The organism is Promicromonospora xylanilytica (genome assembly GCF_054782895.1).
Genome location: NZ_BAAGRP010000012.1, coordinates 99799 through 123322 on the forward strand (window position 1 = coordinate 99799; position 23524 = coordinate 123322).

24 protein-coding genes are annotated in these 23524 nt (G+C 72.0%); 12 read left to right on the plus strand and 12 right to left on the minus strand.

Annotation, left to right across the window (positions count from 1 at the left end; genetic code table 11):
- Window positions 1-14 precede the first annotated feature (14 nt).
- From ACYVK7_RS14025 to ACYVK7_RS14055, 7 genes are all read right to left on the minus strand, one after another.
- Window positions 15-1826: an amidohydrolase gene (locus tag ACYVK7_RS14025; RefSeq protein ID WP_460888334.1), complete on the minus strand. Its 1812-nt coding sequence runs from the start codon at window positions 1824-1826 to the stop codon at window positions 15-17.
- A gap of 49 nt (window positions 1827-1875) precedes the next feature.
- A complete protein-coding gene (locus ACYVK7_RS14030; RefSeq protein ID WP_460888335.1) occupies window positions 1876-4818 on the minus strand; it encodes a DEAD/DEAH box helicase in 2943 nt (980 codons plus the stop codon).
- Between the two features lie 63 nt (window positions 4819-4881).
- Window positions 4882-5622 (minus strand): twin-arginine translocase subunit TatC, encoded by a 741-nt coding sequence (tatC, locus tag ACYVK7_RS14035; protein ID WP_460888373.1) that lies wholly within the window; start codon window positions 5620-5622, stop codon window positions 4882-4884.
- A 37-nt stretch (window positions 5623-5659) separates the two neighbouring features.
- Window positions 5660-5998, minus strand: a complete 339-nt coding sequence (gene tatA, locus ACYVK7_RS14040; RefSeq protein ID WP_460888336.1) for a Sec-independent protein translocase subunit TatA — start codon at window positions 5996-5998, stop codon at window positions 5660-5662.
- A gap of 199 nt (window positions 5999-6197) precedes the next feature.
- Window positions 6198-6530 (minus strand): hypothetical protein, encoded by a 333-nt coding sequence (locus tag ACYVK7_RS14045; RefSeq protein ID WP_460888337.1) that lies wholly within the window; start codon window positions 6528-6530, stop codon window positions 6198-6200.
- 11 nt (window positions 6531-6541) lie between these two features.
- On the minus strand, window positions 6542-7552 hold the full coding sequence (locus ACYVK7_RS14050) for a helix-turn-helix transcriptional regulator (RefSeq protein WP_460888338.1): 1011 nt from the start codon (window positions 7550-7552) through the stop codon (window positions 6542-6544).
- Window positions 7545-8618, minus strand: a complete 1074-nt coding sequence (locus ACYVK7_RS14055; RefSeq protein ID WP_460888339.1) for a helix-turn-helix transcriptional regulator — start codon at window positions 8616-8618, stop codon at window positions 7545-7547. Before ACYVK7_RS14055 ends, ACYVK7_RS14050 begins: the two co-directional genes overlap by 8 nt.
- 34 nt (window positions 8619-8652) lie before the next feature.
- Here ACYVK7_RS14055 and ACYVK7_RS14060 point away from each other — a divergent pair, with 34 nt between their 5' ends.
- Genes ACYVK7_RS14060 through ACYVK7_RS14090 form a run of 7 tightly spaced genes read left to right on the plus strand, consistent with a single transcriptional unit; the run spans window position 8653 to window position 14601 of the window.
- Window positions 8653-9897: a DUF3866 family protein gene (locus ACYVK7_RS14060; RefSeq protein ID WP_460888340.1), complete on the plus strand. Its 1245-nt coding sequence runs from the start codon at window positions 8653-8655 to the stop codon at window positions 9895-9897.
- Window positions 9894-10646, plus strand: a complete 753-nt coding sequence (locus ACYVK7_RS14065) for a DUF4129 domain-containing protein (RefSeq protein WP_460888341.1) — start codon at window positions 9894-9896, stop codon at window positions 10644-10646. The genes ACYVK7_RS14060 and ACYVK7_RS14065 overlap by 4 nt, the downstream gene beginning before the upstream one ends.
- Window positions 10643-11149, plus strand: coding sequence for a hypothetical protein (locus tag ACYVK7_RS14070; protein WP_460888342.1), 507 nt, complete (start codon window positions 10643-10645; stop codon window positions 11147-11149). Before ACYVK7_RS14065 ends, ACYVK7_RS14070 begins: the two co-directional genes overlap by 4 nt.
- A complete protein-coding gene (locus tag ACYVK7_RS14075; RefSeq protein ID WP_460888343.1) occupies window positions 11142-12128 on the plus strand; it encodes an AAA family ATPase in 987 nt (328 codons plus the stop codon). The genes ACYVK7_RS14070 and ACYVK7_RS14075 overlap by 8 nt, the downstream gene beginning before the upstream one ends.
- On the plus strand, window positions 12125-13447 hold the full coding sequence (locus ACYVK7_RS14080) for a DUF58 domain-containing protein (RefSeq protein WP_460888344.1): 1323 nt from the start codon (window positions 12125-12127) through the stop codon (window positions 13445-13447). Before ACYVK7_RS14075 ends, ACYVK7_RS14080 begins: the two co-directional genes overlap by 4 nt.
- Complete coding sequence (locus ACYVK7_RS14085; protein WP_460888345.1) at window positions 13444-14049, plus strand: hypothetical protein; 606 nt, start codon at window positions 13444-13446, stop codon at window positions 14047-14049. The genes ACYVK7_RS14080 and ACYVK7_RS14085 overlap by 4 nt, the downstream gene beginning before the upstream one ends.
- A 39-nt stretch (window positions 14050-14088) precedes the next feature.
- Complete coding sequence (locus ACYVK7_RS14090; RefSeq protein ID WP_460888346.1) at window positions 14089-14601, plus strand: Dps family protein; 513 nt, start codon at window positions 14089-14091, stop codon at window positions 14599-14601.
- Between the two features lie 76 nt (window positions 14602-14677).
- Here the strand turns inward: ACYVK7_RS14090 and thpD are convergent, their stop codons facing one another.
- From thpD to ectA, 4 genes are all read right to left on the minus strand, one after another.
- The gene (gene thpD, locus ACYVK7_RS14095; RefSeq protein ID WP_460888347.1) at window positions 14678-15616 is read right to left on the minus strand and encodes an ectoine hydroxylase; all 939 of its coding nucleotides are present in this window, start codon (window positions 15614-15616) and stop codon (window positions 14678-14680) included.
- Window positions 15613-16014: an ectoine synthase gene (locus tag ACYVK7_RS14100; protein ID WP_460888348.1), complete on the minus strand. Its 402-nt coding sequence runs from the start codon at window positions 16012-16014 to the stop codon at window positions 15613-15615. Before ACYVK7_RS14100 ends, thpD begins: the two co-directional genes overlap by 4 nt.
- Before the next feature lie 120 nt (window positions 16015-16134).
- On the minus strand, window positions 16135-17418 hold the full coding sequence (ectB, locus tag ACYVK7_RS14105; protein WP_460888349.1) for a diaminobutyrate--2-oxoglutarate transaminase: 1284 nt from the start codon (window positions 17416-17418) through the stop codon (window positions 16135-16137).
- A 120-nt stretch (window positions 17419-17538) separates the two neighbouring features.
- Window positions 17539-18057: a diaminobutyrate acetyltransferase gene (ectA, locus tag ACYVK7_RS14110; RefSeq protein ID WP_460888350.1), complete on the minus strand. Its 519-nt coding sequence runs from the start codon at window positions 18055-18057 to the stop codon at window positions 17539-17541.
- Window positions 18058-18277: 220 nt separating this feature from the next.
- On the opposite strand from ectA, the gene ACYVK7_RS14115 reads away from it, so the two are divergent.
- The gene (locus ACYVK7_RS14115) at window positions 18278-18910 is read left to right on the plus strand and encodes a GNAT family N-acetyltransferase (RefSeq protein ID WP_460888351.1); all 633 of its coding nucleotides are present in this window, start codon (window positions 18278-18280) and stop codon (window positions 18908-18910) included.
- Window positions 18911-18961: 51 nt separating this feature from the next.
- Here the strand turns inward: ACYVK7_RS14115 and ACYVK7_RS14120 are convergent, their stop codons facing one another.
- Window positions 18962-19570 carry a tyrosine-type recombinase/integrase gene (locus tag ACYVK7_RS14120; protein WP_460888352.1) on the minus strand — a complete coding sequence of 203 codons (609 nt, stop codon included), beginning with the start codon at window positions 19568-19570 and terminating at the stop codon, window positions 18962-18964.
- A gap of 63 nt (window positions 19571-19633) precedes the next feature.
- Between ACYVK7_RS14120 and ACYVK7_RS14125 the strand changes: the two genes are divergently transcribed.
- From ACYVK7_RS14125 to ACYVK7_RS14140, 4 genes are read left to right on the plus strand one after another with little or no spacing between them, the layout of a single operon-like run.
- The gene (locus ACYVK7_RS14125; RefSeq protein WP_460888353.1) at window positions 19634-20296 is read left to right on the plus strand and encodes an IMPACT family protein; all 663 of its coding nucleotides are present in this window, start codon (window positions 19634-19636) and stop codon (window positions 20294-20296) included.
- Between the two features lie 52 nt (window positions 20297-20348).
- Window positions 20349-21749, plus strand: a complete 1401-nt coding sequence (locus ACYVK7_RS14130; protein WP_460888354.1) for an ABC transporter substrate-binding protein — start codon at window positions 20349-20351, stop codon at window positions 21747-21749.
- On the plus strand, window positions 21746-22678 hold the full coding sequence (locus ACYVK7_RS14135; RefSeq protein ID WP_460888355.1) for a carbohydrate ABC transporter permease: 933 nt from the start codon (window positions 21746-21748) through the stop codon (window positions 22676-22678). Before ACYVK7_RS14130 ends, ACYVK7_RS14135 begins: the two co-directional genes overlap by 4 nt.
- The gene (locus ACYVK7_RS14140; protein ID WP_460888356.1) at window positions 22675-23523 is read left to right on the plus strand and encodes a carbohydrate ABC transporter permease; all 849 of its coding nucleotides are present in this window, start codon (window positions 22675-22677) and stop codon (window positions 23521-23523) included. Before ACYVK7_RS14135 ends, ACYVK7_RS14140 begins: the two co-directional genes overlap by 4 nt.
- Window position 23524 lies beyond the last annotated feature (1 nt).

The window sequence follows — 23524 nt, forward strand, 5'->3', positions numbered from 1 at the left end:
CGGCCTGTCGGTCGTCAGAAGGTGTCGTGGAGGACCACGCCGTCGCGGAGCGTGTGCAGGCACTCCGGCTCGGCGGCGTCCGGGGAGAGGTCCGGGAGCAGGGGCGTACCTGCCCTGGCCTCCTCGCTCCAGGAGCTGAGCCGGCCGGGAGCCGCCTGCACCCCGAGCCGTTCGGCCCGCCAGACGGCGAGGTGCGCGGGCGCTCCGACCCGCAGCTGCCCTGCACCGGTGTGGTCGAGCCCGGCGAGGCGCCAGCCGCCTCGGGTGTGGGCGCGGAACGCGGCGCCGGCGGAGATGCGCTGGTCGGGGTCCTCGTGGCTGGTCGCCGCACGCACGCCCTGCCAGGGGTCGACGGGTGTGACCGGGGTGTCGGATCCGAACGCGAGCGGCACGCCGGCCTGTGCGAGGTCGGCGAACGGCATGAGGGAGCCGGCGCGCATGGCCCCGAGGCGGGAGGCGTAGACGCCCTTGCTGCCGCCGAACGCCGTGTCGAACGCCGGCTGCACCGACAGGCCGACGCCCTGGACGAGCAGGGCGGCGAGGGTGGTCGCGTCCACGAACAGGGCGTGCTCGATGCGGTGGTGCCCGGCGCGGACGGCGCTCTCGCCGGTCAGCTGGGCGGCGATCTGGAGGCCGAGCATCATGGTGTCCATGGCCCGGTCCCCGATGACGTGGAACGCGGCCTGCAGGCCGGCGCCCTGGCCGCGGGCGCCCTGGACCGCGGCCAGGTGGTGGGCGATCTGCTCGGCGGACAGGTACAGGTTGCCGGTCCACGGGGTGCCGTCGGGGTTGGTCAGGGCGCCGGTGAAGGAGCCGGACGACGGGTCGACGGGCAGGTCGGCGTACGGGCTGCGCAGCGCGGCGGTGCGGGAGCCGATCGAGCCGTCCACGTTGAGGTCTCCGCCGATGCCGGTGAGGAACGGCAGCTCGGCGAACAGGGCCCTGGCGTCGTCGGTGGTGCGGCACAGCTCGCCGCGGTAGGCGGCCAGGTGCGGCAGGGCGGGTACGCCGTCGTCCAGCACGGCATCCGGGGTCGTGACGCCGGCGGTCATGGCGTGCAGCTCGGCCAGGCCCGCACGGGTGTCGAGGTGCTCGCCGCTCATCTCGTGCACGGACACGATGCCGCGTGCGGCCCACGCCGCGAGGGTGTCGCGGTAGAGGCGGGTTCGTCGTTCGGGTGAGAGCGTGTGGGCGACGTCGCGCACGGTGTGGTGCAGGTCCGCGGTGACCAGGCCCGTATCGGCGGGTGCGTCGGACCAGCCGGAGCCGGACAGGCCGGTGCCGGTCCAGGCGGGGTTGTGGTCGATGCCGGCGCGGGCGGCCATGGACGTGGAGACCACGGCGGAGTGCACGTCGACGCGGGCGGCGTACACGGGGCGGCCGCCGCAGGCGTCGTCGAGCTCCTGCCGTGTGAAGGTGCGCTGCTCGGGCCAGGCCTGCTCGTCCCAGCCGAAGGCGAGCAGCACCTGCTGGCCGGACGGGTCGGCGGACGCGAGCCGGCGGGCGCCGTCGTGCAGGGCGGCGAGGGCGTCGGCGAGGCTGTGCACGCCGCCGGAGGGCGTGAGGTCCACCGCATCGCTCGACAGGCCGGTCTCCAGCACGTGGGCGTGCGCGTCGACGAACCCGGGGGTCACCAGGGCGCCGTCCAGGTCGATGACCCGGTCGGCGCGCGCGGCGAGACCCGCCGCGGTGTCGTCGGCGCCGATCCACGCGACGACGCCGTCGTCGACCAGGATCGCCTGGGCGAAGGGGTCTGCCGGGGAGTGGATGACTCCGTTGCGGTACAGGATCGATCGAGCGGTGCTGGATCGGACGGTCTGGCTCACGATGGGAACTGTATGCGATCGGTCGCCGTGGTGCCGATATCAGGGGGTTTCAGAGGCTGGAGTACGCGACCACTCCCCGCAGCACGGCGTCCTGTGCCCGGCGTGCGGTGGTCCGCAGCTTGTCCGACGGTGCGGCGCCGCCGAGCTGGTCGAGCACGTCGACGACCTGCTTGCACCAGCGCACGAAGTCGCCGGCGGCGAGGTCGGAGCCGCGCAGCACGGTGTCGAGGCCCTTGCCGGACGCCCAGCGGTGCATCGCGCCGACGAGCCCGAGGTCGAGCGCCCCGGTCGCCTCGATGCCGTGCGCCTCCTCGAGGTCGTCGACCTCGGACCAGACACGCTGGGTGTCGTCGAGGACGGCGGCGAGGCGGCCGGTGGGGCCGCCGGGGATGTAGGGGTCGGGGGCGTCGTCGCGTCGGCTCTGGTAGACGACGGTGGAGACGACGGCGGCCAGGCCGGCGGGGTCGAGGCCGTCCCAGACGCCGCGGCGCAGGCACTCGGCGAGCAGCAGGTCGTTCTCGGCGTAGAGGCGGCGCAGCCAGCGGCCGTCGTCGGTGACCCGGATGCGGCCGGGGCCCGCGTCGCGCTGGCCGTCGCCCGCGCCGGTGCGCTGGAGGTAGCCGAGGGTGAGCAGCACGTCGAGCGTGCGGTCGAAGGTGCGCGCGATGGAGCCGGTGCGGCCCTCGACGCGGCGCACGAGCTGGTCGTGCTCCCGCTTGAGCTTGTTCCACCGTTCGGCCCAGCGGGCGTGGTCGTCACGCTCGGGGCAGGCGTGGCAGGGGTGCGCCTTGAGGGTCTTGCGCAGGCGCGCGAGCTCCGCGTCGGTCGATGCGTCGGAGCGGCGGCCGACCGACGCCTTGCCGCCGCGTGCGGCACGGCCGACAGGGGTGCTGGTGGAGTGTGCGGCGGGCACGTCGTCGGCGAGGGCGCCCAGGGCGTTGCGCATGGTGGAGACGAGGTCGCGTCGGGCGTCGGGCTTGCGGGGGTTGAACGCCTTGGGGATCTTGACGGTGGTGACGGTCTCCAGGCCGGCGGGCGCGTCGGCGAGGGTCAGCTTCTTGACCTGGCGTTCCTGGGTCAGGACGGTGGGGCGAGGGCCGTCGAACCCGCCGGGCTCGCCGGGGTCGAGCACGAGGACGTACCCGCGCCTGCGTCCGGTGGGGACCTCGACGACGTCGCCGCGGCGCAGCCGTTCCAGGGAGGCGACGATCTCGGCGCGCTGGGCGCCGGAGGCGGCGCGGGAGAGCTCCTTCTCGCGGTCCTTGATGGCGCGGCGCAGGTCCATGTACTCGCCGAAGTCGCCTTCGGTGCAGGACATGGCCTTGGCGTACCCGTCGAGGGCCTCGGCGTGCGACTGGGCCTGCTTCGCGAGGCCGACGACGCCGCGGTCGGCCTGGAACTGCGCGAACGACGTCTCCAGGACCTCGCGGGCGCGGTCGCGGCCGACCTGCGCGACGAGGTTGACGGCCATGTTGTACGTGGGCCGGAAGCTGGACTTGAGCGGGTACAGGCGCTTGGACGCGAGACCGGCCAGCGCGACGGGGTCCAGCGCGGGGTGGTCGACGACGACGGCGTGGCCCTCGACATCGATGCCGCGGCGGCCGGCACGGCCGGTGAGCTGGGTGAACTCGCCGGGGGTGACGGGCACGTGGCTGGTGCCGTCCCACTTGACGAGCTTGTCCAGGACGACGGACCGGGCGGGCATGTTGATGCCGAGCGCGAGGGTCTCGGTGGCGAACACGACCTTGACCAGGCCGCGGGAGAACAGGTCCTCGACGGTCTCCTTGAACACGGGCAGCATGCCGGCGTGGTGGGCGGCGATGCCGCGGGCGAGGGCCTGTGACCAGGACCAGTAGCCGAGCACCTCGAGGTCCTCCGGCGGGATGGCGGCGGTGCGCTCCTCGACGACGGACCGGATGGTCGCTTCCTCCTGGGGGCTGGTCAGCCGTAGCCCGGCCTTGAGGCACTGGTCGACGGCGGCCTCGCAGCCGGCGCGGGAGAACACGAAGTAGATGGCGGGCAGCAGGGCGTCGGCGTTCAGGGCGTCGATGACGATGAACCGTGGCGGGGTGCGCCGGCCGGTGCCGATGGTGCCGCCGTTCTCGCCGGTGCGGCGCCCGCCAGAGCCGCGGTACCCGCGGTCGCCGCGGCCCCTGCCGCGCCGTGCGCCGGGGCCGCCGCGGTAGTCGCCGGGCCGGTTGCCGCCGCGCCCGGACCGGAAGGCCGCGGACAGGTCGGGGTTGATGGGCGGGCTGGTGCCCGGGTCGGTCGGGTCGACGTGTCCGGCGTACAGGTCCAGGAGGCGCGGTGTGCCGCGTGGTTCCGGGGAGGACATGAGGACGTGCTGCCACAGGGGCACGGGCCGGCGCTCGGACACGACGACGGCGGTGTCGCCGCGGACCATCTCGAGCCAGTCGCCGAACTCCTCGGCGTTGGACACGGTGGCGCTGAGGGAGACGAGCTGTACGTCGTCGGAGAGGTGGATGATGACCTCTTCCCAGACGGGGCCGCGGAACCGGTCGGCGAGGTAGTGCACCTCGTCCATGACGACGTAGGCGAGGCCGTCCAGGGTCGAGGAGCCGGCGTAGAGCATGTTGCGCAGCACCTCGGTGGTCATGACCACGACGGGTGCCTCACCGTTGATGGTGGTGTCTCCGGTGAGCAGGCCGACGCTGTCGGGGCCGTAGCGGCGCACGAGGTCGGCGTACTTCTGGTTGGACAGGGCCTTGATGGGCGTGGTGTAGAACGCCTTGCGGCCGGAGGCCAGGGCCAGGTGGACGGCGAACTCGCCCACGACGGTCTTGCCTGCCCCGGTGGGGGCTGCCACGAGGACGGCGCGGCCCTGTTCCAGGGCTTCGCACGCCTGCACCTGGAAGTCGTCGAGGTCGAACCCGATGACCTCCCGGAACTGCGTCAGCTCGGGGTGCTCGGCCGCTGAACGGCTCTGTGACCGGAAGGCCGTGTACCGCTCGGCGGGGCTCAGGTCGCTCATGGGCACAGCCTACGGTCACTGTCCGACAGCCCGGGCGCGACAGGCCAGCGCCCGGGCTGTCGGTCAGACCTCGACCTGCTCGAGCCGCTTCGCGACCCGCTTGTCGTGCAGCACGGACACGCCGACGGCCCCGAAGTACAGGACGCAGATCGGCAGCGCCACGAGGATCATCGTGAGCGCGTCCGGTGTGGGCGTCATGATCGCGGCGAACGTGAACGCGACGAGGATGGCCCACCGCCAGCCGGCGAGCAGCGCCTTGGCGGACATCAGTCCCGCGAAGTTGAGGCCCACCAGCAGGACCGGGGACACGAACGCGATACCGAAGGCGAGCAGCAGCCGCATCACCAGGCTCAGGTACATCTGGGCGTCGGTGAAGTTGGTGGCGTCGTCGGGCAGGAACCCGGTCAGGATCTGCACGGCGTGCGGGATGACGACCCAGGCCATGTAGGCGCCACCGAGGAACAGCGGCACCGAGGCGCCGACGAACCCGTACGCGTAGTGCTTCTCGCGCTTGTTGAGCCCTGGCGTGATGAACGCCCACACCTGGTACAGCCACCACGGGCAGGACACGAACACGGCGAGGAACAGGGCCGCCTTGATCTTCAGGTCCAGCGCCGATGCCGGTCCGGTGAAGTTCAGGGTCACGTCGTTGCCCGTGAGCTCCGACGCCCGCTCCAGGGGTTGCTGGAGCGCGACGAGCAGCGGCTCGTACAGGACCCAGCCGGCGATACCGCCGAGCAGGAGTCCTGCCGCGATGAGGACGAAACGTTTACGGAGCTCGAGCAGGTGCTCGAGCAAGGGCATGCGGCCGTCGGACGGCCGCCTCGAACGTGCCACCGGGTCAGGCCTTGGGGATGTCGCGGTCCCTGTTCTCGATCAGGCCGGGTACCGGGTCCGCTCCCGTGCTCGCACCCGCGCCGGTCGTCGAGCCCGTGGTGGACGTGGTCGAACCGCCCGGGGCGTTGTCGGCGGCCCTGTTGTCGGCCCGGTTGTCGCGTCCGTCGGTGTTCCGGCCGTCGTTGTTCTCGGAACCGTCGTCGCGCAGGTCCTTGATCTCCTTCTTGAAGATCTTCATCGACTGCCCGACGCTCTTGGCCAGCCCTGGCAGTCGGGTGGACCCGAAGAGCAGCAGGACGACGACGAGCAGGACGATCCAGTGCCACGGCTGCATTGCGCCCATGGTGACTCCTTACGGTGCGGTGCTGATACGCGTGTGGTGCGGATATGACCGATCTTACGCGGACCAGCGGGGCACAAAGGTAGCCCTCCGGTGGACGGAAGGTGGCGGCGGGCCGTGTGGCGCCGTGAGAACCGCGCGGAACCGGGCCTGAGCGGGGTCGGTGGCGCTCCTCGCCAGTCGTTGAAGTCAGTCGTTGAAGTCAGTCGTTGAAGTGCTTCCACCTCTGCCACGTCACCACGTGTCTCGCGCGGCGCGCGTCCTTGCGCACCGCCCGGGCGGCCCGTTGCGCGTTGACGCGCTGGTAGTGAATGGTCACGTCGTCGAACAGGCTCGGTCCGGCGTGCTGCGAGACCGCGGCCTCGCGTGCTTGGTCGGCCAGCTCCTGCAGCCTGTCGCTCGCCTCACCGATGCGGCGTGACGCCCGGCCCAGCTCGTCCATCAGGCCCATGGCCGACCGCCACAGCGAGCGGGCCAGAAAGAACGCTCCGACGAGGCTGCCGACGATCAGCAGGGTCCATACCCAGAACCACATGGTCGCCTAGCCTAGTGCTGATTCGCCGATGTGGCTGCGTCCGCGGCCGCCGGGTTCGTGCCGTACAGGGCGAGGGCGTCGGTCGCGGCGCCCGCGACGTCCTCGGCGAGGCCCTTCGGGGAGACGGACCGCACGTAGGGTGCCAGCTTGATCAGGGTGCTGCGCAGCCAGCCGGGGTTCGTCACCCGGAGCGTGACCTCGAAGTCGCCGTCGGGCAGGTTGCGCACCGACTCGACGGGGACCTCCTCCGCGAACCAGCGTGCCCGTGGCGCGAACCGGATGGTCGCGAGCGGTGCCGACCCGCCGGCGAACAGGGCGGCGAAGTCGATCTCGGCCGCCGGCTCGCCCGGGTGGGACTGCACGGGGACGTCCGTCTCGGTGGCCTCGAGGATGCGGTCCACCCGGAACGTGCGTGGTGCGTCGGCGCGGTAGCACCACGCGGCGAGGTAGGCGAACTCGTCCTGCGTGTGCAGCCGCACGGGGTCCACGTCCCGTTCGCTGACGACGTCCGACGACGTGACGTACCGGATCCGCAGCCGGTGCCGGGCGGTGAGGGCGGACGTGATCGCCGCGACGACCTGCCGGTCACCGCCCGGCGCCAGCCGCACGTCGACCGCGTTCGCGGCCTCACCGGTCGCGTCGGTGAGCTTGCGCAGCGCGGACTCCACGACCGCGGACCGTGCCGGGTCGGCCTGGACGGCACCCGTGGCCCGCATGGCCCGCAGCGCGGCGACCAGCGCCACCGCCTCCCGCGTCCCGAGCCGCAACGGCCGGGTCATGCCCCGCGCCTCGGTCAGGTGCACCACGCCCCGGTCGATGGACGCCGCGTCGAAGTCGATCAGGTCGTCCGGCCAGTACCCGGGGGTGCCGGACACCCACAGGGCGTCGACGTCCTTCTGGATCTGCGCGGGCGTCGTCCCGAACCTCCTGGCGAGGTCCGCCACGGGCACCGGCCCGGCACCGTCCAGGTACGCGACGATGCCCAGCAGCCGCAGCAGCCGGTCGTCAGCACGCTCAGCCACGAGAGACCTCCCCCGCACCCAGCGCCGCCGCGGCCGCCAGCCGCCGGACCGTCTCCTGCCGCACGGACTCCGGCTCCAGCACGACCAGTGCCGCACCGTACCCGGCGGCCTCCGACGCCATACCGCTCATCGACCGGTACGGCACCCGCAGGATGTCCCAGCCTGCCCGGTCCCCCGCGAACGCCCCCGCCGGGTCCGGCAGGCGCTCGCCGTACGTCTCCCGCTCACCGTCGGGCACCGGTTTGGCCCGCGCGCGCAACGCCCCGGCCCGCTCGGGCCGCACGGCGACCACCGCCTGCCGGATCTCGCCGTGCGTCTTGCCGAGCATCACGTCGGTCTCGAACTCCGGGATGTCGTACGCCCCGGCCGGGCCCGTCACCCGCACCCGCGACTCGATCCGCGACATCCGGAACACCCGCGGCGCCTGCCGGTCCCGGTCGAAGCACATCAGGTACCAGCCGCCGTCACGTGCCGCGATCCGCCACGGCTCGACGTGCCGCGTCAGCACCGCACCGTTGTACGCCGCCCGGTAGCTGAACGTCACCACCCTGCGTGCCTCGATCGCCTCCATGAGCGGCCCGTAGGCGTCCCCGACGGCACGCACGGACGGCGCGAGGCCCGCCAGGGCGTCCGCGGACGGGTCGCCGGCACCCGCGGCGCGGAGCTTGACCATCGCGCGGTTGATGTCGGTCTGCAGGGTCTTGTCCTGCCAGAACTGGGCGGCCAGGGACAGCACACCGAGCTCGGCGGGTGTGAGGTCGATCGACGGCAGCGCGTAGGCGTCCTGATCGATCCGGTAGCCCAGCTCGTCGGTGTGCCCACCCGTCCCGACCGTCACCACCGGGATGCCCAGGGCGCGCAGCATGTCCTTGTCCCGCTCGAACATCCGCTCGAACGCCTCGTCGCTGGGCGCGTCCGCGTACCCCGCCACCGCGGAACGAACCTGCTGCTTCGTCATCGCCGCGTTCGTGTTCACGAGCGCGATGACAAGGTTCAGGAGCCGCTCGGCGGGATTCAGGCCGGGTGACGAGGCGGACTGCTGCGTGGAGGGCGGATCGATGGGCATCAGGACAACGGTAGCGTTCGGTAGCCTCCACCCTGTGATGACGTGGCGGATCGGGACCGTGATTTCCACAGGCAGGTCGTGGCGAGGGGCGCGCGAGCTCGAGGTGACCCTCGACCGACCCCTCCCAGGGCACGGTGCCGCGGCAGGACCCGTGACCGTGCGGGCCCTCGCCTACACCGACCTGGTGGGCGACCCCACCCCCGGCGACGCACTGCTGCTCAACGTGTCCGCCCTCGCCCGCGGGCTCGGCACCGGGGGATACGCGCTCGTCGTCGGGCCCGCCGCGGCCGCCACCCACCTGCCCCCCGACCCCGCCCCAGGACCCGGCCACCTCGTCAAGGCCCGGTACACACCACTGCAGACCATGGTGCTCGGCGTCGACGAGCAGGAGTCGCCGCACCACACGACCCTCGCCGACGCCGACAGCCTCGACGGCATGCCTGTCGTCGTCGCCGACCTGCACTCCGCGCTGCCCGCCGTCGTCGCCGGCCTGCGGCACGCCGCCGGCACCTCCGCCGACAGCCTCAAGATCGCCTACATCATGACCGACGGCGGCGCACTGCCCGCCGCGTTCTCCCGCACCATCGCCGCCCTGCGCGACGCCGAATGGCTCACCACCTGCATCACCGTCGGACAGGCATTCGGCGGAGACCTCGAAGCCGTCACCGTGCACACCGGCCTCCTCGCGGCCCGGCACGTCGCCGGGTGCGACATCGCCGTCATCGCCCAAGGACCCGGCAACCTCGGCACCGGGACCCGCTGGGGCTACTCCGGCGTAGCCGCCGGCGAAGCCGTCAACGCCGCAGCCACCCTGCACGGACGCCCCGTCGCCTCCCTGCGCGTCTCCGGAGCCGACCCCCGCGACCGCCACCTCGGCATCTCCCACCACTCCCTGACCGCCTACACCAGGGTCGCCCTCGCACCCGCCGACGTCCCCGTCCCGGCACCCACCACCGACGTCGAGAACCTGCCCGCCTGGGGCGCCCAGCTCACCCGCCGCATCCGCGAACAGGCCCGGACACTGACACAGGAACCGACACAGGAACCGACACAGGAGCCGCCCCGGGAACCGGCCCGGCCCACCAGCAACCACCGGCACACCCTCGTCGACATCCCCGCCGACACCACCCTCCTCGACACCCTCCGCACCTCCCCCGCCGCTCTACGCACCATGGGCCGCAACCTCGACAGCGACCCCGCCTCCTTCGTCACCGCAGCCGTCGCCGGCCTCCACGCCCACCGGCTCACCACCCCCGACGACACGACCCAGCCCGCATGACACCCACCACCCGCCTGACCAGCACCCTCCTGCTGGTCACCGTCGTCGTGCTCGGCGTCACCACCGCCACACCCTGGCGCTTCGACCCACCCCGGACAGCCACCCCCGAACCCAACACACCCGAACAGCTCCTGCCCGCACAGACCACCAGCCCCACCCCGCTCACCACACCCCCCGACACCCCACCCGCCGACCTGGCCTGGATAGGCATCACCGCAGCAATCCTCCTCGCCCTCCTCGTCGCCACCATCCTCACCCTCACCGCCCGCCGACTCCTCGCCATCTACCGAGCACGCACCCCCACCACACCCGACAAGCTCAACGGCGGAACCACCACCACCGGCACGCTCGCCGACGACATCGACCTGCCCGAGCTCCAGGACGCCGTCACCCGCGCCCTCTCCCACCTCGACGGACACGCCCGCCCCCGCGACGCCGTCGTCGCCGCCTGGGTAGCCCTCGAAGACGCCGCAGCCCGCGCCGGCGCCCACCGCCGACCCGCCCAGACCCCCACCGAGTTCGCCGGCGCAGTCCTCGCCACCACCCCCGCACCACCCACCGCCGTCGCCCACCTCCGCACCCTCTACCAACGCGCCCGCTTCACCGACCGCCCCATCGACCACACCACCGTCGACCAGGCCCGACAGGCGCTCGCGGACATCGCCAGCAGCCTCGACGTCGACGACGTCGAGCCCGAGCCCGACGACCGATCCGTCAACCCGGGCACGCCACCACAGGACAACCCATGAGGTCCTGGAACTGGCGCCGCATCATCACCGTCACCGTCCTGGCCACCCTCGCAGCCGCCGGACTCGTCCACTGGCACATCGTCGACCTCGGACACGCAGCAGCAGCCGCCACCCTGGCCACCGCGACCAGCATCCTGTGGTCCGCCACCGAGCCCACCACCGGATCGACCACCGACCCCGAATGGCCCCGCACCCCCGTCGAAGCCCGCGCCGGCGGACGCCACGACGTGTCCGACCTCGGCTGGTCCGTGTTCGGCCGCGACGGACACGTCACCGACCGCGTCGTCCGCCGCATCCGCGCCCTCGCCGCCGACCGCCTCCGCGCCCACGGCATCGACCCCGCAGACCCCGCCGCGCAACCCCACGCCGAACGCCTCCTCGGCGCTCGCGTCCTGCGCCAGCTCAAGTCCGGCCAGCCGCCCACCGCCCGCACCGTGAAGACCTGGCTCGACGCGATCGAACGTCTCGGAGCCGCCCCCACCACCGAGGAGCACCGTGCCTGACCAGAACACCCCAGCACCCCTGCCCGTCGCCGACGTCGCAGCCCTGGGCGAACGCGTCCTCGCCGAGGTCGGCACCGCCGTCGTCGGCATGCGCGACGCGCTCCAGGTAGCCCTCGCCACGATCCTCGCCGGCGGGCACGTGCTCTTCGAGGACGTCCCCGGGCTGGGCAAGACCCTCGCCGCACGCTCCCTGGCCACCGCGCTCGGCCTCGACTTCGCACGCCTGCAGTGCACGCCCGACCTGCTGCCCGCCGACATCACGGGCTCCTCCGTGTTCGACCCCGCCACGCGCACCTTCGAGTTCCGGCCCGGCCCCGTCTTCACCGGCCTGTTCCTCGCCGACGAGATCAACCGCACCGCCCCCAAGACCCAGTCCGCGCTCCTCGAGGCGATGGCCGAACGACAGGTCTCCATCGAAGGCACCAGCCGCCCCCTGCCCAACCCCTTCCACGTGCTGGCCACCTCCAACCCCGTCGAGTACGAAGGCACCTACCCGCTGCCGGAGGCCCAGCTCGACCGCTTCATGGTCCGCCTCGGCGTCGGCTACCCCGACCGCGCGCAGGAGACCGAGGTGCTCACCCGCCGCCTCGCCCGCAGGCAGGAGGCCGCCCCCGTCCGCCAGGTCGTCGACCCCGAGACCGTCCGCGCCATGCAAGCAGGGACCGAAGCCGTCCCCGTCGACCCCGACGTCGTGCGCTACTGCGTCGACCTCACCGCCGCCACCCGCGGCCACCAGGCCCTCGAGGTCGGCGCCTCCCCCCGCGGATCCCAGAACCTCGTCCTCCTCGCCCGCGCCGCCGCCGTGCTCGACGGACGCGACTACGTGCTGCCGGAGGACGTCAAGCGCGTCGCCGTCCCCGTCCTCGCCCACCGCATCACCCTCACCCCCACCGCCTGGGCCTCCGCCACCCGACCGGAGACGATCGTCGCCGACCTGCTGCACACCGTCCCCACCCCCGCCACGGTGCCCACCCGATGACCGTCGGTGAACCCGCCGACCAGCGATGGCGACCCACCTCCGCACACACCGCCGCCGTCGTCACCGGCATCATCCTGCTCACCACCAGCATCATCGCCGGCCGCGGCGACCTCGCCCTCATCGGCATACCCGGACTCCTCGCCGCCACCTGGGCCCACGCCCACCGACCCACCACCGCCGCGCCACCGACGCTCCACGAACCACCAGGCACCGCGACCCCCGGCGAGCTCACCGCCACCCTCCACCTGCCCGGCACCCCCACCACCGCCGACGTCATCCACCTCCGCATCACCGCCACCGGCCACCGCGACACCCACCTCGCCCTCACCGCACACCCCCACGAACGACGCATACCCCTACGCCTGGCCACCGTCCGCACCGGACCACAGGAGACCTTCACCGTCGACCACCGCGGATCCCGCCACCACACCTGGGAAGAACAACCCAGCCAGATCACCGGCGCACCCCGCCTCGTCCTGCCCCCCATCGCACCACTGGGCCGCCTCCCCCTGCCCCACCGCCTGCGCGGCCTCACCGGACCACACCCCGCACGCCGCCTCGGCGACGGCTCCGAGCTGCGCGACATCCACCCCTTCACCCCCGGCGACCGGCTCCGCAGGATCGACTGGCGCACCACCGCCCGCCGCTCCCCCGACCTCGACACCCTCTACGTACGCCGCACCTACGCCACCGCCGAAGCCTCAGCCGTGCTCGTCGTCGACTCCCGCGACGAAGTAGGACCCGACGTCCGCACCTGGCGCGGCTACGGCACCCTCCGCGTCGACGAACCCACCTCCCTCGACCTCGCCCGCCACGCAGCGGCCTCCGTCGCCAACGCCCTGGTCCAGGCAGGCGACCGCGTCGGCCTCGAAGACCTCGCCCGCCGACGCCGCCCGCTCCCACCCGCCTCCGGACGACGCCACCTGCGCCGCCTCGTCCACGGGCTCGCCCTCGCCCACCCCAGGAACCGCGCCTCCGTACACCGCGTCCGCCCGCCCCAGCTCCCCGCCGACGCCATCGTCTACCTCTTCACCACCCTCCTCGACGACGAGCCCCTCCACCTCGTCCGCACCTGGCGCACCGCAGGACACCCCGTCGTCGTCATCGACACCCTCCCCGACCTCCACCCCGTCATCGAGAACCACCTCGCCATCGCCTGGCACATCGCCCGCCTCGAACGCGAGGACCGCATCGCCGCCCTCGAACGCGAAGCCGTACCCGTCATCAGCTGGGCCGGATCACAGCGCGACCACGCCACCGTCCGCTTCGAAGCCCTCGCCCACGCAGCACAACGCCACCTACCCGGACGCGCCCCATGACCAACCCCCTCACCACCCACCTCCACCACCTCGCACAACGCCTCACCGACCCCGCCCGCCGCCCCCTGCCAGAAGTCACCACCGAGACCGGACCCACCCTCCGCGGCTGGGTCCTGCGCCTCGCCCTCCTCACCCTCACCCCCCTCCTGCTCTTCACCGCGGCCCACCGCACCCCCGACATCCCCGACGGCGTCACCTGGACCATCGCCGCCCTCAGCACCGGCCTCCTCGTCACCCGCCCCACCCCGGCCACCGCCGGCGGCATCACCGTCGTCGCCGCCGTCCTCCTCTGGGGCTTCACCCCCGGACCCCTCGACCCCTGGGCCCTCGCCGTCGCCCTCCTCGCCTACCTCCTGGCCCGCATCACCTGGTGGGCAGCACACGTCCCACCCCGCGGACACGCCGAGATCAGCGCCCTCCTCACGGGCTGGCGACGCGACCTCGTCGTCCTGACCGCCACCGGCCTCCTCGGGGCGCTCGCGATGCTCGCGTCAGGCACCACCGTGCCGGGCGCCGTCCTGCTCGCCGCACTGGCCGTGCTCGCGATCGTGTTCCTCGCGCTGGCGACCGGCGGCTCGCCGCGTGACGATGGTCGGAGCTGATCAGCCACCCGAACCAGCCGTCGCCCGAGAGGACCCCTCATGCCCCGGAAGCTGCCCCGCTACACGGTCCCGTCCCTCACGCCCGAGGAGGGGGCGAAGGTCGCGGAGATCCTCCAGCAGCGCCTGCACGCGCTCAACGACCTGCACCTCACGCTCAAGCACGTGCACTGGAACGTCGTAGGACCGCACTTCATCGGCGTCCACGAGATGCTCGACCCGCAGGTCGACGCCGTCCGCGCGATGGTCGACGAGATCGCCGAGCGCATCGCGACGCTCGGCGGCGTGCCCGTCGGCACGCCGGGCGCTCTCGTCGCGGCGCGCGACTGGGAGGACTACAAGCTGGGCCGCGCCCCGGCGATCGAGCACCTCGGTGCCGTCGACGACGTCTACGACTCCATCATCACGTTCCACCGCAAGGCGGCCGAGGACACGGCGGGACTCGACGACGTGACCAACGACCTGCTCATCGGCCACCTGCACAAGCTCGAGCAGTTCCACTGGTTCGTCCGCGCCCACCTGGAGTCGTCGTCGGGGGCGATCCCCGAGACGTGACGACGCCGGACGCCCAGGCCACTGTCGTGACCCGGGCGTCCGGCGTGTCGGGGCCTGCCCCCCGGCCGTGGTCGGTTCAGCCGACCGGGGTGAAGTCCCTCGTCCCGAGGAACGTCGGGCGGGCCGACGGCGCCGCGAACGGCTCCACCGCGGGGTTCTCCACGCTGTTGTAGACGAGGAAGATGTTCGACCGCGGGTACGGCGAGATGTTGCCGTTCGAGCCGTGCATGCAGTTGCAGTCGAACATGATCGCGCTGCCCGCCTTGCCCGCGAGCACGTCGATGCCGTGCTCGTCGGCCATGCGCGTCAGGATGTCCTCGTCCGGGGTGCCCGCGTTCTGCATGACGAGCGACGCCTTGTAGTTGTCGTTCGGCGTCCTGCCCGTGCACGACACGTAGGTCTTGTGGGTCCCGGGCATGATCATCAGCGGACCGTTGAACGAGTAGTTGTCGGTCAGCGAGATCGAGATACTGACCGTCCGCATCCGCGGCAGACCGTCCTCGGCGTGCCAGGTCTCGAAGTCGGAGTGCCACGCGAAGTCACCGCCACCGAAGCCGGGCTTCAGGTTGACGCGGCTCTGGTGGATGTAGACGTCCGAGCCGAGGATCTGGCGGGCCCTGCCCACCACGCGGGGGTCGCTCGCGATGCGGGCGAAGACGTCGCTCGATCTGTGGACCTCGAAGATGGTCCGGACCTGCTGCGACGTGCCCTCGATGATCGTGCGCTCGTCCGCCCGGATCACCGGGTCGCTCGACATCCGCTGGAGCTCGGCCCGGAACTCCTCGACCTCCGCCGGCGTGACCAGGTCCTCGAACGCGAGGTACCCGTCCCGGTCGAAGCCGTCGAGCTGCTCCTGCTCCAGGGGACCGTCGGCCGCCCCGCCCCAGACCACCTTGTCCTGGCGCGGGATCTCCGAGGCCGGCCCCTCGACCCGTGTCGGGTACGGGTCGGCGGGCCGGGCGGTCGCATGCTGGGTCGTGCTGTGCTGGGTCGTGCTGAGTGCGTCCGTCGTCATACGGCGGCCTCCTCTTCCTTGATCAGCGGGTACACCCCATCGGCGTCGTGCACCTCCCGCCCGGTGACCGGCGGGTTGAAGGTGCAGATCAGACGCAGGTCGGTGGTGGGACGCATCGTGTGCTTCTCATTCCCGTCGAGCAGGTACATCGTCCCGTCGGAGATCTCATGGATCTCGCCGGTCTCCCGGTTCTCCAGCAGGCCGGTGCCGCCCACGCAGTACACGGCCTCGAAGTGGTTCGCGTACCACATCTCGGTCTCGGTACCCGCGTACATGGTGGTCTCGTGGAACGAGAAGCCGACGCCTTCCTTGGCGAGCACGAGCCGGCGGCTGCGCCAGTTCTGTGACCTGACGTCGCGGTCGGTGCCTTCAAGGTCGGCCAGTCGAGTGACGATCATGCGGTGTTCCTCTCCTCGGGGGCTGCTCTCGCCCCTGCGGTCCGGGGTCCTCGTTCGGGACCCCGCGGCGGCAGGGCTCCGCGCCGCAGCCCGGCTGCGGCACGGAGCCCTGCGGCAGTCCTACTTCGCTACGGCCAGGTCCGCGACGGGTGCGCCGAGCACCTCGGTCGCCGCGGCCGCGATGATGTCCACGCCGGAGCGCAGCTCGTCCGACGTGATCGTCAGAGCCGGCATGGTCTTGAGGACCTCGTCCTCGGGTCCGGACGTCTCGACCAGCAGACCACGCTGGTACGACGCCGCCGCGATCTTGGACGCGGCCGACGTGTCGGGGAACTTGATCCCGGTCAGGAACCCGCGGCCCTTGACGATCGCGCCCTCGTAGCCGTTGGCGATCCGGCTCAGGCCGTCGTGCAGCTCGGCGCCGCGCTCCCGGGCCTCCTGGACGAACGCGTCGTCGGACCAGAAGTGGTTCAGCGCGGCGGTCGCGGTGACGAACGCCGGGTTGTTGCCACGGAACGTCCCGTTGTGCTCGCCCGGCTCCCACTGGTCCAGCTCCGGGCGGATCAGGGTCAGCGCCATCGGCAGCCCGAAGCCGGAGATCGACTTCGACAGGCACACGATGTCCGGCGTGATCCCGGCCTCCTCGAAGCTGAAGAAGTCCCCGGTGCGGCCGCAGCCGGCCTGCACGTCGTCGAGGATCAGCAGGATCTCGTGTGCGCGGCAGAGCTCGGACAGGGCGCGCAGCCACTCGGGCCGCGCCGCGCTCAGGCCACCCTCGCCCTGGACCGACTCCACGATGATCGCGGCGGGCTTGTCGACACCGGACCCGCTGTCGCTGAGCACGCGCTCGAGCCACAGGAAGTCCTCGGTGGCGCCCGAGAAGTAGTCGTCGTACGGGATCTTCGAGCTGTTCGTCAGCGGCAGGCCGGCGCCGTTGCGCTTCATCGAGTTGCCGGTCACGGACAGCGCGCCGAGCGTCATCCCGTGGAACGCGTTGGTGAACGACAGGATGTGCTGGCGGCCGGTCACCTTGCGGGCGAGCTTGAGCGCGCTCTCCACGGTGTTCGTCCCGGTCGGCCCGGGGAACATGACCTTGTAGTCGAGGTCGCGCGGCGCGAGGATCCGGTCCCTGAACGTCGTCAGGAACTCGCGCTTGGTAGCGGTGTGCATGTCGAGCGAGTGCACGATCCCGCCGCTCCGCAGGTACTCGATCAGCGCCTCGAGCAGCACGGGGTGGTTGTGCCCGTAGTTGAGCGCACCTGCCCCCGCGAAGAAGTCGAGATAACTTCGGCCGTCCTCCGCCTGCAGCGAGCTGCCCGCCGCGGTCGTGAACGTCGCGGGCCAGTTCCGGCAGTAGCTGCGGACCTGGGACTCGAGCTCGTCGAAGATGCTGGTCGAGGACATGCCGGTAGGCATAGCGGTATTCGGGCGCATGGCTCCTTCCACGGTCTGGTCTCGGTGACCGGACTCGGCTGTGGTAGATCGGTTTATGCAGTTATCTGGGGATTTTTGACCGGTGCGCGGTCAGGAGAGCGGGCCGATACGGAACACGAGCTCCGCGTCGTGGCCGTCCGGGAAAGCTTCCGTGGGGAAGACCGTTCGAACGTCGACGGGCGCACCCTGGGCCGACGCGAAGGACATGAACAGGGCGATGGACGCCGTGTTGTCCGAGGTGATGGTCGTCTCCACGTGAGTGCACTCGGGGTGCCGCTCAGCGAGGTGCGTGAGCATCCGGGAGGCGAGGCGCTGGCCACGGTACGCGTGGTCGACGGCCACCTGCCAGATCATCAGCGTGGTCGGCTCGTCGGGCCGGATGTAGCCCGTGACGAACCCACCGGGTTCGCCGTCGACGCTCACGATCACCGAGGTCCGGGCGAAGTCTCGCGCCCAGAGGAGATACGCGTAGGACGAGTTCAGGTCCAGCGTCTTGGAGTCGCGCGCGAGGCGCCACATCGCTGCTCCGTCTGCGACGGCGGGCTCCCTCAAAGCCACCGTGGTTTCGGTCGGATGGATGTGCTTGAGTTCCTCTTCGAGGTTCTGCATGACAAATCGACCGTAACGAACTTGGGCGGCGATTGCACATTGCGATCCTGTGACGATCCCGTTACTGGCGTGTTCGCGCGGCAAATGCGCGGTAACGCGAGTCCGCCCGATCCGCCGCTGACCAGCACCAGTACAGGGCTCCCGCGGGGTCAGCACATGACCGAGAGACCGCCATGTCACAGCACGGTCACATTCTGAGACGGCACGCTAGTGTGCCGGGGTGACCGAGCCATTCATCCGCCAGTACCGCGTCGCCGACCGTGGCGACGTCGCCGACATCTGCGTCCGCACCGCCGCGGCCGGCGGCGACGCGCGCGGCCTCTACTCCTCCGATCTGCTCATGCCCGACGTCTACGCGCTGCCGTACGTCGACCACTCCCCCGACCTCGCCTGGGTGGTCGAGCACGAGGGCCGGGCCACCGGCTACATCATCGGGGTCGCCGACACCTCGGCCTTCGTCGACTGGTGGGCCCGCGAGTGGACGCCCGGGTTCGCCGCCCGCCACCCCGCGCCCGGGCCGGCCACGGGTCGCAACCCCGGCTACACCGAGGCCCAGCTCGTGCACGACGGCACCGACCCGGAGCGCATGGTCCGCGGCCTGCGGCACGGCGAGCTGACGACGCACCCGGCCCACCTGCACATCGACCTGCTGCCGGTGCTCCAGCGCCGCGGCCTGGGCTCACGCCTCATCGACACGCTCCGCGGCGCCCTCGCGGAGCGCGGCGTACCCGGCGTGCACCTGGGCTACGCGGCCGAGAACACCGCGGCCGCGCTGTTCTACGACCGGTACGGGTTCACCCACCTGCCGTCGTCGACGCCGCAGGCGCCGCTGGTAGGTATCCGCACCCGCTGAGTGCTGGATGTTCGCCCCTCTGGCGCACGAGAACGGGCGGATGTCCAGCACTCAACGGCCCTCCTGGGTCGCCTCCACCCAGGCCCGGCGGACCTGCTCGAACCGGGTCGGCAAGGGCGGGCGCAGCGCGCCGTAGCGCGCGTTCGTCCGGTGCACGAAACGGCGCCAGGACAGCACCAGCCCCTGCCGCGTGATCGGCAGGCCGGACGAGACCGTGGTGCCGTTGTCATGCGTGTGGTGCACCGTGAGGAGCAGGGCCCGCGGCACCGAGCCCTCCAGGTCCGCCGCCAGCTCCTCCCGGACGACCATCCAGTGCCTCAGCAGCACGACGAGGTCCGCCGTCAGCAGGTGGCGCCGCGGCGTGCGGTGCTTGCCGTGCCGCACCAGGACACTGCCCTCCGTCGCCTTCGCGCGCGCCGGCCCGAGGTCGATGTCCTCCACCCGCACCCGGAGCAGGTCCCCGTACCGGGCGCCCGTCGCGCGCACCAGCCCCGTGATCACGGCCAGCCGGACGGCCTCGGGCTTGGCCCCCGGCCGCATCGCCTCGCCTGTCAGCTCCCGCCAGACCCACTCGGCCTCCTCGAGACTCACTGGAGGTCGCGGATAGCGGTCGAGCTCCCCGCTCCTGGCTCGTGGTGACGTGGGTTCGGTACCGGGCATGGGTGGAATCTACGCTTGGCACACTATTAATGGAAGGGACACGCCGACACGTACTCTCGTCCGGTGGACCTCCCCAGCACCGTCGCCCGCCCCGTCGACCACGAGGTGGTCATCAAGAAGTCCCGGTTCCTGGCCCACCTCGCTCCCGCCGGGAGCATCGCCGAGGCGGACGCGGTGATCGCGCGCGTCCGCAAGGAGAGGTGGGACGCGCGCCACCACTGCGTGGCGATGGTGCTCGGCACGCGGGCCGAGCAGGCCCGCTCCTCCGACGACGGCGAGCCCAGCGGCACGGCCGGCGTGCCCATGCTGGAGGTGCTGCGGCACCGGGGCGTCACCGACCTGGTCGCGGTGGTCACCCGCTACTTCGGTGGCGTGAAGCTCGGTGCCGGCGGGCTCGTGCGGGCCTACTCCGGCACGGTCGCCGAGGCCCTCGACGTCGCGGCAGCCTCCGGGGCGCTGCTGCGCCGCGAGCTGCTGTACGAGGTCGAGGTGGCGGTGCCGCACGGAGATGCCGGACGCATCGACAACATGCTGCGCGACTGGGCGTCGTCCCACGGGTCCGTCATGGAGGCCCCCGCCTACGACACGGTCGCGCACCTGCGCCTGCTCGTCCCACCGGACCAGCTCGACGCCCTGGCCGCCGACGTCGCCGCCGTCTCGGCGGGGGCCCGCTCCCCCGCCGTCGGCGACGCCCGCGTGGTGGACGTCCCGGCGCGTCGGCCTTGACTGGCCCTCCGCGCGGGTGAAGTCTCTGGTGCACCCGCATCGAGGAGAGCCCATGCATCGTCGCACCCGCTCGTCCGCCGTCGTCGTCGCACTGACCGCCACCGCCACCCTCCTCGCCGCGTGCGGCGGCACGTCCGAGCAGGAGGACCAGGCGGAGTCCATCACCTTCTGGACACCGCAGTCCACGCCGGAGCGGGTCGCCGCGCAGGAGGCCGTGGCCGCACGGTTCACCGAGGAGTCGGGCATCGAGGTCGACGTGGTGCCGCTCGCGGCCGCCGACCAGGACCAGGCGCTGGTCACGGGCGCCGCGTCCGGCGAGGTGCCCGACGTCGTCCTGGCCGGAGCGTCGCAGATCACGTCCTGGCAGGCGCAGGGGCTGCTCGACACCGACGTCGTCCAGCTGGCCATGGACGAGCTCGATCCCTCGACGTTCAACGAGAACGCGCTCGGCGCCGTGACCGTGCAGGGCGACGACGAGGGCGGCACCGTCGCCGCGGTGCCCAGCGACGGCTGGGTGCACCTCATCGCCTACCGCGCCGACCTGCTCGACAAGGCAGGGGTCGAGGTACCCACCACGGTCCCCGAGCTCGCCAGGGCGGCGACCACCGTCAAGGAGGAGCTCGGTGTCACGGGCATCGCGCTCGGTACCCAGTCCGGCACCGCGTCCGGCACGGAGGGCATCGAGTCGGTCTTCCAGTCGGCGGGCTGCCGGCTGGTGACCGAGGGTGCGGTGACGGTCGACGCCCCCGAGTGCACCGAGGCCGCCCGGCACTTCAAGGAGCTGCGCGACTCGTCGGTCTCCGGTGACTACGACGTCGAGTCCGCGCGCGCCGCCTATCTCGCCGGCGACGCGGCGATGCTCCTCTTCTCGACGCACATCCTCGACGAGCTGGCGAACCTCGACGAGGCGGTCCCGCCGTCGTGCAAGGAGTGCGCCGACGACCCCGCGTTCCTCGCGCAGAGCTCGGACTTCATCACCGTCCTCGAACCGTCCGCACCCGGGGCGGAGCCGGCACAGTTCGGGGCCACCCTCGCCTACGCCGTCCCCGCGCACGCGGACAGCGAGGAGGCACGCCAGTACATCGAGTACGTCATGAGCGAGGGCTACACCGACACGCTCGCCGTCGCGACCGAGGGCAGGCTGCCCCTGCGCACCGGCACCCCGGAGAGCCCCACCGAGTACCTCGACGCGTGGGGCGACCTGGGCTTCGGGCCGAAGGTCGAGTCCTCCGTCGCCGAGGTGTACGGGGACGACCTGGTCACCGCCATGGGTGACGGCATGGCCGCCGTCTCCCGCTGGGGCCAGGGCACCCCGGACGCCACGCTCGCCGGCCTGGTGGCCACCCAGGGCACGCTCGCCCAGCAGCTCGACCCCCTGTACCAGGGCACCGACCCGGCAGAGGTGACCCGCCAGATGGCCGCAGAGGTGACGGCGCTGCAGCAGGACCAGTGACGGCCCGCCCGTCGACGGCGGCCCGGCGCGCGAACCGTTCGGGGTGGCTGCTCGTCTCGCCGTCGCTCGCGCTGGTGGGCCTGGTGGTGCTGGTGCCGTTCGCGCTGGTGGTCGTGTTCGGGTTCTCCGAGATCCGCCTGGTCGACATCCCGTTCCTCGGCACCGAGCCGGTCGAGTGGACGCTGGACAACTTCCGGCGGGCCGCGGCGTCGCAGGCCTTCTGGGGCGCCCTGTGGACGACGGTGCTGTACGCGGGACTGACGGCGGTCGGGTCGCTCGCCGTCGGCCTCGTGCTGGCGCTGGCGCTGCGGCGCCCCTTCCGCGGCCGCGGCCTCGTCCGTGCCCTCCTCCTGGTGCCGTACGTGTTGCCGGTCGTGGCGGCGGCCACGATCTGGAAGACGGCGCTCAACCCCCAGTACGGCGTGGTCAACGCGTTCGGCAGGGCGTACCTGGGCTGGGACACCCCGGTCGGCTTCCTCAGCACGACGTCGGCCGACGTCCTGGGCGTCCCCGTACCGGTCGCGCTGCTCGTCGTGGTGCTGTTCGACGTCTGGAAGTCGGCGCCGCTCGCGTTCCTGTTCCTCACCGCCCGGCTCCAGTCGGTACCCGGCGAGATCGAGGAGGCCGCCGCGCTCGACGGCGCGAACCGCCGTCAGGCGCTGCGGTTCATCCTGCTCCCGCAGCTGCGGGCGGTGGCCCTGCTGCTGCTCCTGCTGCGGTTCATCTGGTCGTTCCAGACCTTCGACGACGTCTACCTGCTCACCGAGGGAGCCGGCAGCACGCAGGTCATGGCCATCCAGGTGTACACGGAGCTGGTCACCAAGGCGGACATCGGCAGCGCCGCGGCGTTCGGCCTGCTCATGAGCCTGATCCTGGCCGTGCTGCTCGCGGGGTACGTGCTGCTGTCCCGACGGACGGAGGAGTCATGAGCGGGGTACGCCCCAGCCGTGCCGCGCGCGCCGGCCGCGCAGTCGTGGTCGCCGTCGCGCTGCTGTGGTCGCTGGGGCCCGTCGTCTACGGCGTGCTGCTGTCCGTGCGTCCGTACACGGACGTGACCAGGGACCCCCTGGGGCTGCCGTCGCGACTCGACCTGTCGGCGTTCGCCACGGCGATGCGGGACGAGTCGGACGGCGGGTTCGGCCTCGGCCGGTTCGTGCTCAACTCCCTGGGCGTCGCGGCGGCGACGGTCGTGCTGAGCATCCTGGTCTGTGTGCTCGGCGCCTACGCCGCCGCCCGTCTGCGGTACCGCGGGCGGGCCGTCACGAACGGCATCATCCTCGCGGTCTACCTGTTCCCCGGGATCGTGCTGGCCGTGCCGAAGTTCGTCATCCTGTCCCGCCTGGGCCTGACGAGCACCCTGGTGGGCCTGCTGATCGTCTACGTGGCGGCCACGGTGCCCGTCGCCCTGTACATGATGCGCAACTTCTTCCTCGCACTGCCGCAGAGCGTCGAGGAGGCGGCGATCATGGACGGCTGCACGCTCGGCCAGCTCCTCGTCCGGGTCGTGCTGCCGATAGCGGTCCCCGGTGTGGTCGCCACCGCCATCTACGTGTTCATGATCGCCTGGAACGAGTACTTCTACGCTCTGCTGTTCCTCGTGCAGCACCGCGACCTCTGGACGGCGCCGCTCGGCATCGCGCAGCTCGGCGACTTCCAGGTGCCGGTCACGGTGCTCCTGGCCGGCTCGATAGCGGTGACCGTGCCCGTGGTGATCGTCTTCTTCCTCGTGCAGCGGTACATCGTGTCGGGCCTCGTGCAGGGCGCGGAGAGGTGAG

Excerpts from the sequence above, each read along its gene's own strand:
- ACYVK7_RS14030 (WP_460888335.1), bottom strand. The coding sequence starts at position 4,818 with ATGAGCGACCTGAGCCCCGCCGAGCGGTACACGGCCTTCCGGTCACAG.
- tatC (WP_460888373.1), bottom strand. The coding sequence starts at position 5,622 with ATGCCCTTGCTCGAGCACCTGCTCGAGCTCCGTAAACGTTTCGTCCTC.
- tatA (WP_460888336.1), bottom strand. The coding sequence starts at position 5,998 with ATGGGCGCAATGCAGCCGTGGCACTGGATCGTCCTGCTCGTCGTCGTC.
- ACYVK7_RS14045 (WP_460888337.1), bottom strand. The coding sequence starts at position 6,530 with ATGTGGTTCTGGGTATGGACCCTGCTGATCGTCGGCAGCCTCGTCGGA.
- ACYVK7_RS14055 (WP_460888339.1), bottom strand. The coding sequence starts at position 8,618 with ATGCCCATCGATCCGCCCTCCACGCAGCAGTCCGCCTCGTCACCCGGC.
- ACYVK7_RS14065 (WP_460888341.1), top strand. The coding sequence starts at position 9,894 with ATGACACCCACCACCCGCCTGACCAGCACCCTCCTGCTGGTCACCGTC.
- ACYVK7_RS14070 (WP_460888342.1), top strand. The coding sequence starts at position 10,643 with ATGAGGTCCTGGAACTGGCGCCGCATCATCACCGTCACCGTCCTGGCC.
- ACYVK7_RS14080 (WP_460888344.1), top strand. The coding sequence starts at position 12,125 with ATGACCGTCGGTGAACCCGCCGACCAGCGATGGCGACCCACCTCCGCA.
- ACYVK7_RS14085 (WP_460888345.1), top strand. The coding sequence starts at position 13,444 with ATGACCAACCCCCTCACCACCCACCTCCACCACCTCGCACAACGCCTC.
- ACYVK7_RS14090 (WP_460888346.1), top strand. The coding sequence starts at position 14,089 with ATGCCCCGGAAGCTGCCCCGCTACACGGTCCCGTCCCTCACGCCCGAG.
- thpD (WP_460888347.1), bottom strand. The coding sequence starts at position 15,616 with ATGACGACGGACGCACTCAGCACGACCCAGCACAGCACGACCCAGCAT.
- ACYVK7_RS14100 (WP_460888348.1), bottom strand. The coding sequence starts at position 16,014 with ATGATCGTCACTCGACTGGCCGACCTTGAAGGCACCGACCGCGACGTC.
- ectB (WP_460888349.1), bottom strand. The coding sequence starts at position 17,418 with ATGTCCTCGACCAGCATCTTCGACGAGCTCGAGTCCCAGGTCCGCAGC.
- ectA (WP_460888350.1), bottom strand. The coding sequence starts at position 18,057 with ATGCAGAACCTCGAAGAGGAACTCAAGCACATCCATCCGACCGAAACC.
- ACYVK7_RS14120 (WP_460888352.1), bottom strand. The coding sequence starts at position 19,570 with ATGCCCGGTACCGAACCCACGTCACCACGAGCCAGGAGCGGGGAGCTC.
- ACYVK7_RS14130 (WP_460888354.1), top strand. The coding sequence starts at position 20,349 with ATGCATCGTCGCACCCGCTCGTCCGCCGTCGTCGTCGCACTGACCGCC.
- ACYVK7_RS14140 (WP_460888356.1), top strand. The coding sequence starts at position 22,675 with ATGAGCGGGGTACGCCCCAGCCGTGCCGCGCGCGCCGGCCGCGCAGTC.